Below are 6,036 nucleotides of genomic sequence, written 5' to 3'. Positions count from 1 at the left end.
GTAAGGTTTACGTGATGTAAACCTAGCACATACCAACAGGACGTTGGGTTTATGTGCGTTAGGATTTTACAAGTATCAAGCTCTAATTCTGTCCAAAGCTTATATTGTGTGAGTCGATATACAAAGTTAATGCTTCTATGTGCCTATATAACCTGCAGTATCACGCATTTAAGATACATTGACTCATCAGAGCCGTAGAGCACCGGATGATCCTTTGCTTGAGTTCTGAACTCAACTTGTCTGACAATTCTATGTGCATCCATTGCTGCATCCTGTATCATCTCCATGAATATGCCTGGATACATGTAGTGGGAGCAAGAGCAGGTCACCAAAAAACCTCCCGGCTTCAATATCTTCATGCCTCTGAGGTTGATATCCTTATAGCCCCTGTATGCCCCTTCCACAGCTGACTTGGTTTTACAGAAGGCCGGAGGGTCAAGTATCACCACATCAAACTTTTCATTTGCCAACTGATACTCCTTGAGTACATCAAACACATTTCCGACTACGCCATTGATCTTATACTGCAAGCCGTTTATCGCTGCGTTCCTCTTGACGTATTCTATTGCATGTTCGGATATATCTACTGCGGTGACTTCCTTTGCACCATAGTGAGCTGCATGCAGTGCAAAACCGCCTGTATGAGTGAAGGTATCCAATACGCGGGCATCCTTTACAAAGGGCCTCAGCGCTGCCCTATTCTCTCTCTGGTCAAGAAAGTAGCCTGTTTTCTGTCCGTTTTCTATATCTACAAGCATTTTCACTTCATTTTCCATTATCTCCACAGTAGTATCAAAGGGACCTTTTATGAAGCCCTTCTTCTGCTCCAGACCTTCCTTTTCCCTTATCTGCACATCGTTTCTCTCGTATATCCCCTTTGGTTCCAGTATTTCCTCCAGAAGCTCAATTATGATGTCCTTATACTTTTCTATCCCCAGGGACAGAGTCTGAATGCTGAGATAGTCCGAGAACTTATCTACTATCAAAGCAGGGAGAAAATCAGCTTCGCCGAAAATAACACGGCAGCTTGAGGTGTCTACAAGCTTTTTCCTGTATTCCCATGCTTGAAGGATTTTTTTCCTGAAGAATTCCTTGTTGATTTCCTCGTGCTCCCTTGTGAGCAGTCTTACAAGAATCTTAGATTTCGGGTTTATATATCCCCTTCCAATGAAGCGGTCCTTGAAGTCAACAACATCGACAATATCAGCAGGCTCATAGCTGCCTTCCGTTGATCTCACTTCATTGTCAAATACCCAGGGATGCCCCATCTGTATCCTTTGTTCCTCGCCTTTTTTCAATATTATTTTAGCCATTGTGAACCTCCTAGACGTTGTTTTTCAATTTAGAGATATTATTCCCCAAATACCTTGGGGTTAAATCGCCTTATTCGTCATGAACCGACAGCAATAGGTTATTTCCCGGGAAATAACCTGAAATTTCTTCAATTCTATATGGTATTTCGACAACTAGGACAGTCTGTATCTCATATATGCTAATTCTACCACAACTGTAAATCAATTGTTACATTACATCTATTGGATATTTAGTATGGGTAGGTTAGAATATATTATGTGACAGAAATTTACTGTTCAAGTGTGGTCTGTAAGGATTACCATACTGTTGAAACTTTATTAGTAGAAATCTCGTCTAACATAAGTAGAGGGTAAAATACTGTACGGCTGATAATAACAAATAAAAATCGACTTGATATGGGGGTTTAGCATTGAAAAAGGGGTTCAAAATTACAGTAATGCTTATCGTAGTACTTGCAATGGCCATAGGTCAGTTTGGTCAGCTTGAAATACAAGCAGCGGCAGATGATGCAGTAAAAATTGATATGAAGGTAGGCTTCGACAAATTCTATAAGATCGGCTGCACTACACCGGTTTATTTTGAGATAGAAAACAAGCTCAGGGATATTAATGGTGAGCTGCAGATAGAAATGCCAAGCCAATTCGGCAGCATCACCATTTATGCAATGAATGTGAGTCTGCCAAAGGATTCAATTAAAAAATTCGTAATGAATGTACCTATGAATGTTTTCAATACAAAGCTAAAGGTAAACCTTGCAGAGGATAAGGAAATCGTAAGCACAAAAACCTTCAGAGTAGATCCCGGCTCTAATATGGAGACCTATGCTGTGGGTATATTGAGTGATGATTTTGACAGTGTGAAGTACATAAATAAAATGACTGTAAAGAATGCCAATCAGTTCAGTACAAAGAATGTAAAGTTGGACGAGAGCAATTTTCCGGAAGATATTGATGCGATAAAGACTTTTAATGTCATAGTTATAAATAATTACGATACTTCCAAACTCAGCAAACTTCAATATGAAACTTTAAAAAGATGGGTATCTGAAGGAGGAGTATTGGTTATCGGGACCGGGCCCTCTCAGAATAAGTCCTTGGCAATCTTTAAGGATGATTTTATAACGGGAGAGGTTGGGGAAGTCAGGGCACTGCAGACCTCCAGCCTTCACCAGATGGCTGGAAGCAAGACGTTAGAAGCTATGAACATCAGTGCATTGGATATAACTATGAAGGGCAGTACGCCCATTATTAAAGAAGGAGATTTCACGCTGCTTCAGAAGATTGAGAAGGGCAAAGGCGTTGTGGCTGTGGCCTCCTTTGATTTTGGACTGGAGCCTCTGTCTGCTTGGATTGGCAACAGTACCTTTGCGGATAAGGCAATAGTGGCGGTTCTGCCACAGTATTATCTGGGGGATAGGTACCAAAAGGGCATGATGGTCCAGGATAATGCCTATGCAATTGATAATGCACTGAGGAATATACCTGAGCTGCCTTTGCCAAAGACTGCACATCTTGTATTTTTATATATTGCATATATACTGTTGGCTGCTCCCATAAGCTATATCATACTGAAGCGGCTGGACAAAAGAGAGCTTATGTGGATTGTTGTACCTGCACTTTCCATAGTTTTTTCTGGAGTGGTATATGTATCCGGAGTTGGGACCAGGCTTACTGAGCCTATTACAAATGTCATTTCCCTTGTAGACATTGACAATAGCGGAATTATATCACCTAAGACTTATGCAGGAGTATTCACTCCCAATAAAGACAACATCAGGGTCGAAGCGGGAGGAGATTTTGATATTCGTCCTCTTATGCTGAATAACGGCTATTATGGGGGGCCAATGCTTAATGAAAATGCTCCCCAGAGAATAGATTCCAAGGTGATAGTGGCTCCAAAGACGATATTGGAGTTCTACAAGAATGGTGTATGGAGCATGAGGACACTGACTCTGGAGGCGGATGACGTACTCACAGGCAAGCTCGAGAGCAATCTGAACTATGCAAAGGGCGCCTACACAGGAACAATAAAAAACACTTCGGGTTTCGACCTGGATGAATGCTATATAATAACTCCAAACCAGTATGCAAATGTAGGTCCGGTAAAAAACGGAGAGACAAAACAAATTAATATAAAGCCCAGCAGTTATTTTGGACAAAGATATGATTTGATAAATGCCATTTACAAGGATCCGTATTCCGCTCCTCAAAAGCCAAACCAAAAGGTAAAGCCTACTTCCGAAGAAATAGCAAAGTCCAGAAAGGACATGCAAAAGAGGCAAGTACTGGAGTACGGCTTTATGAATGAATCATACCAAGGCTTTGAAGCAAAACTGATGGCTTGGAGCAGCACACCGGTATCCAAAGAGGTTCTGGTAAACAGCAAGGCTACTAAACGTTATGAAAAAAGCTTTATTACCTCCAAGGTAAATCTGAGCTTCAAGGACGGGAATAATGTGGAGTACCCCTTAGGCTTCTTGAAACCTACGGTAGTCAATAATCTGAATGCAGGAAACTATGACGAGTTTGGGAGGATGTTCTATGGAAGAGGCTCCTTCGAAATACATTATAAAATGGACAGCAATATAAAAATGGAGAGCATCAGGACTCAATACACGGTTGGCAACCCTCAGCGTGTAAGGCAGTACATTTGGGATACTGAGAAGGGTGATTGGGTCGAAGGTGATTACAGGAGCTTTGATATACATGGCAATCTGTTGGGAAAATATATAGACAGCAGCGGTACCTTGAAGCTTAAAATAGAAATGGATGATGACAGTGTTCAACTTCCTCTGATTACTGTGAAGGGAAGTGTGAAATAATGCTCAATATTAAGAATCTGAATAAGAAATACGGAAAATTCCAGGCAGTGAGCGATTTGAACCTGGAAGTGCCTGAGGGTGAGATATTTGGTTTTGTAGGCCCCAATGGGGCTGGAAAAACAACAACCATGAAAATTATTTGCGGACTTCTTAGAGCCACGACCGGTGAAATTACCTTGGATGGAGTGGATGTCATAAGGAATAACAAGCGTATAAAGGAGAAAATCGGCTATATGCCTGATTTCTTCGGAGTATATGATGATCTTAAGGTAAGTGAATATTTGGAATTCTACGCTTCAATATATAATATAAAAGGTCAGGAAAAAAAGAAAATAACTGATGACCTTTTAGAGCTTGTAGATTTGAGTCACAAGAGAGAAGCTTATGTAGACAGCCTTTCAAGAGGCATGAAGCAGAGGCTCTGTCTTGCCCGCAGCCTGGTACACAATCCAAGGCTTCTTGTGCTTGATGAGCCTGCTTCCGGCATGGATCCAAGGGCAAGGGTGGAGATGAAGGAAATATTGAGGAACCTGAAAGGGATGGGAAAAACGATTATCATAAGCTCCCACATACTCCCTGAGCTGGCTGAGCTCTGTACCAGCATAGGCATTATTGACAAAGGCAGGATAGTCATAAGCGGCAGTGTAGAAGAGATAATGCAGCAGGTATACAGCAAGAAGGTTATTAAGCTGAAGGTCAGAGATAAAATTGATGATGCAGTGATGATATTGAAGGAGTATCCTTTTATCGACAAGCTTGTTTCCAGAGGGGATACGATACAGGCTGGGTTTGAAGGAGGAGATGAGGATATGAGCAGAGTGCTCTCTGCCCTGGTAACAAGGGGCATACCCGTTGTGTCCTTCGCACAGCTGGACGGCAATTTGGAGGATGTCTTTATGAAGGTGACAAAGGGGGACGACGAGCAATGAACATAAATCCTGTGCTTTTAAAGGAATTGAAGGTAAGAATGAGGGGCTGGAGAGCAGCGGGCATAATAGCCTTGTATCTTCTGATACTTTCGCTTGTAGCACTTTTCATAATGTATACCAACTTTATGAACCCCTATAGTTCAACTATTGATCCACAGGTTTCCATAGGTGCATATACCGGACTCGCTGTAATACAGTTCATACTGATAATGTTCATTGTACCTGCACTTACAGCAGGAGCTATTGCAGGGGAGAGAGAGAAGCAGACCCTTGATCTGGTGCTTTGCACAAAGCTCAGGCCGATATCAATAATCACCGGCAAACTTTTTGCCTCCACCAGTCAGACTTTGCTGCTTATAATAGCGACCCTTCCGCTTTTCTCCACAGTATTTCTTTTTGGAGGCATATCAATTAAGGAGATAATACAGCTTTTTGGTTTTTATATTGTAACTGCAGTGACAATAGGCTGCATTGGAATATTTTATTCCACTTTCCTTAAGAAGACGACTGCAGCAACGGTTTTCACATATGGTACGGTGGCGTTTCTGGCCTTTGGTACTATATTCATAGGAATATTCTATTTAAGGATATTCTACCAGTGGAACTACCAGAATTACTTGCCGATACTATATTCAAACCCTCTGGCAGGTTTTAGCTCCTTGCTTGCGGGGCAGCTCGGATATTCTGGAATGGGGTTGGATTCTATTCTTGGTTTCTATATAGGCAACTCAGCCAACAATCCGAAGGCTGTCAAAACCATTGACCCATGGCTTGCAAATGTAATATTTGATGCAGTATTGTCAGTGGTGCTGATTATACTATCCGCTATAAAAATAAATCCCGTAAGAAGGAGTATATTCAGTTTTTTAAGATTTAAGAGAAAAGCAAAGAAAGCGGTTTCTGATAATGTGTAATAGATAGATATCTGGTTACGCGTTTCGGGTTTCGCGTTACGCGGCGTAGGGGCGAACA

Annotated in this window: 4 protein-coding genes; 3 read left to right on the top strand and 1 reads right to left on the bottom strand. The window is 41.6% G+C overall.

From position 1 onward, the window contains the following. Positions 1-143 precede the first annotated feature (143 nt). The gene (locus tag VEB00_02900; GenBank protein HYF81963.1) at positions 144-1,313 is read right to left on the bottom strand and encodes a class I SAM-dependent rRNA methyltransferase; all 1,170 of its coding nucleotides are present in this window, start codon (positions 1,311-1,313) and stop codon (positions 144-146) included. A gap of 410 nt (positions 1,314-1,723) precedes the next feature. On the opposite strand from VEB00_02900, the gene VEB00_02895 reads away from it, so the two are divergent. The 3 genes from VEB00_02895 to VEB00_02885 are packed head-to-tail and all read left to right on the top strand — an operon-like array spanning position 1,724 to position 5,978. Then, positions 1,724-4,135: a hypothetical protein gene (locus tag VEB00_02895; GenBank protein HYF81962.1), complete on the top strand. Its 2,412-nt coding sequence runs from the start codon at positions 1,724-1,726 to the stop codon at positions 4,133-4,135. After that, on the top strand, positions 4,135-5,064 hold the full coding sequence (locus tag VEB00_02890) for an ABC transporter ATP-binding protein (GenBank protein ID HYF81961.1): 930 nt from the start codon (positions 4,135-4,137) through the stop codon (positions 5,062-5,064). Before VEB00_02895 ends, VEB00_02890 begins: the two co-directional genes overlap by 1 nt. Beyond that, complete coding sequence (locus tag VEB00_02885) at positions 5,061-5,978, top strand: ABC transporter permease subunit (protein HYF81960.1); 918 nt, start codon at positions 5,061-5,063, stop codon at positions 5,976-5,978. Before VEB00_02890 ends, VEB00_02885 begins: the two co-directional genes overlap by 4 nt. Positions 5,979-6,036 lie beyond the last annotated feature (58 nt).

The organism is Clostridia bacterium (assembly GCA_035628995.1).
In the GTDB taxonomy this organism is placed as follows: domain Bacteria; phylum Bacillota; class Clostridia; order Lutisporales; family Lutisporaceae; genus BRH-c25.
The sequence above is the reverse complement of the archived record's forward strand: the minus strand, read 5'-3'. Positions and strand labels throughout refer to the sequence as shown.

Excerpts from the sequence above, each read along its gene's own strand:
- VEB00_02900 (HYF81963.1), bottom strand. The coding sequence starts at position 1,313 with ATGGCTAAAATAATATTGAAAAAAGGCGAGGAACAAAGGATACAGATG.
- VEB00_02885 (HYF81960.1), top strand. The coding sequence starts at position 5,061 with ATGAACATAAATCCTGTGCTTTTAAAGGAATTGAAGGTAAGAATGAGG.
- VEB00_02890 (HYF81961.1), top strand. The coding sequence starts at position 4,135 with ATGCTCAATATTAAGAATCTGAATAAGAAATACGGAAAATTCCAGGCA.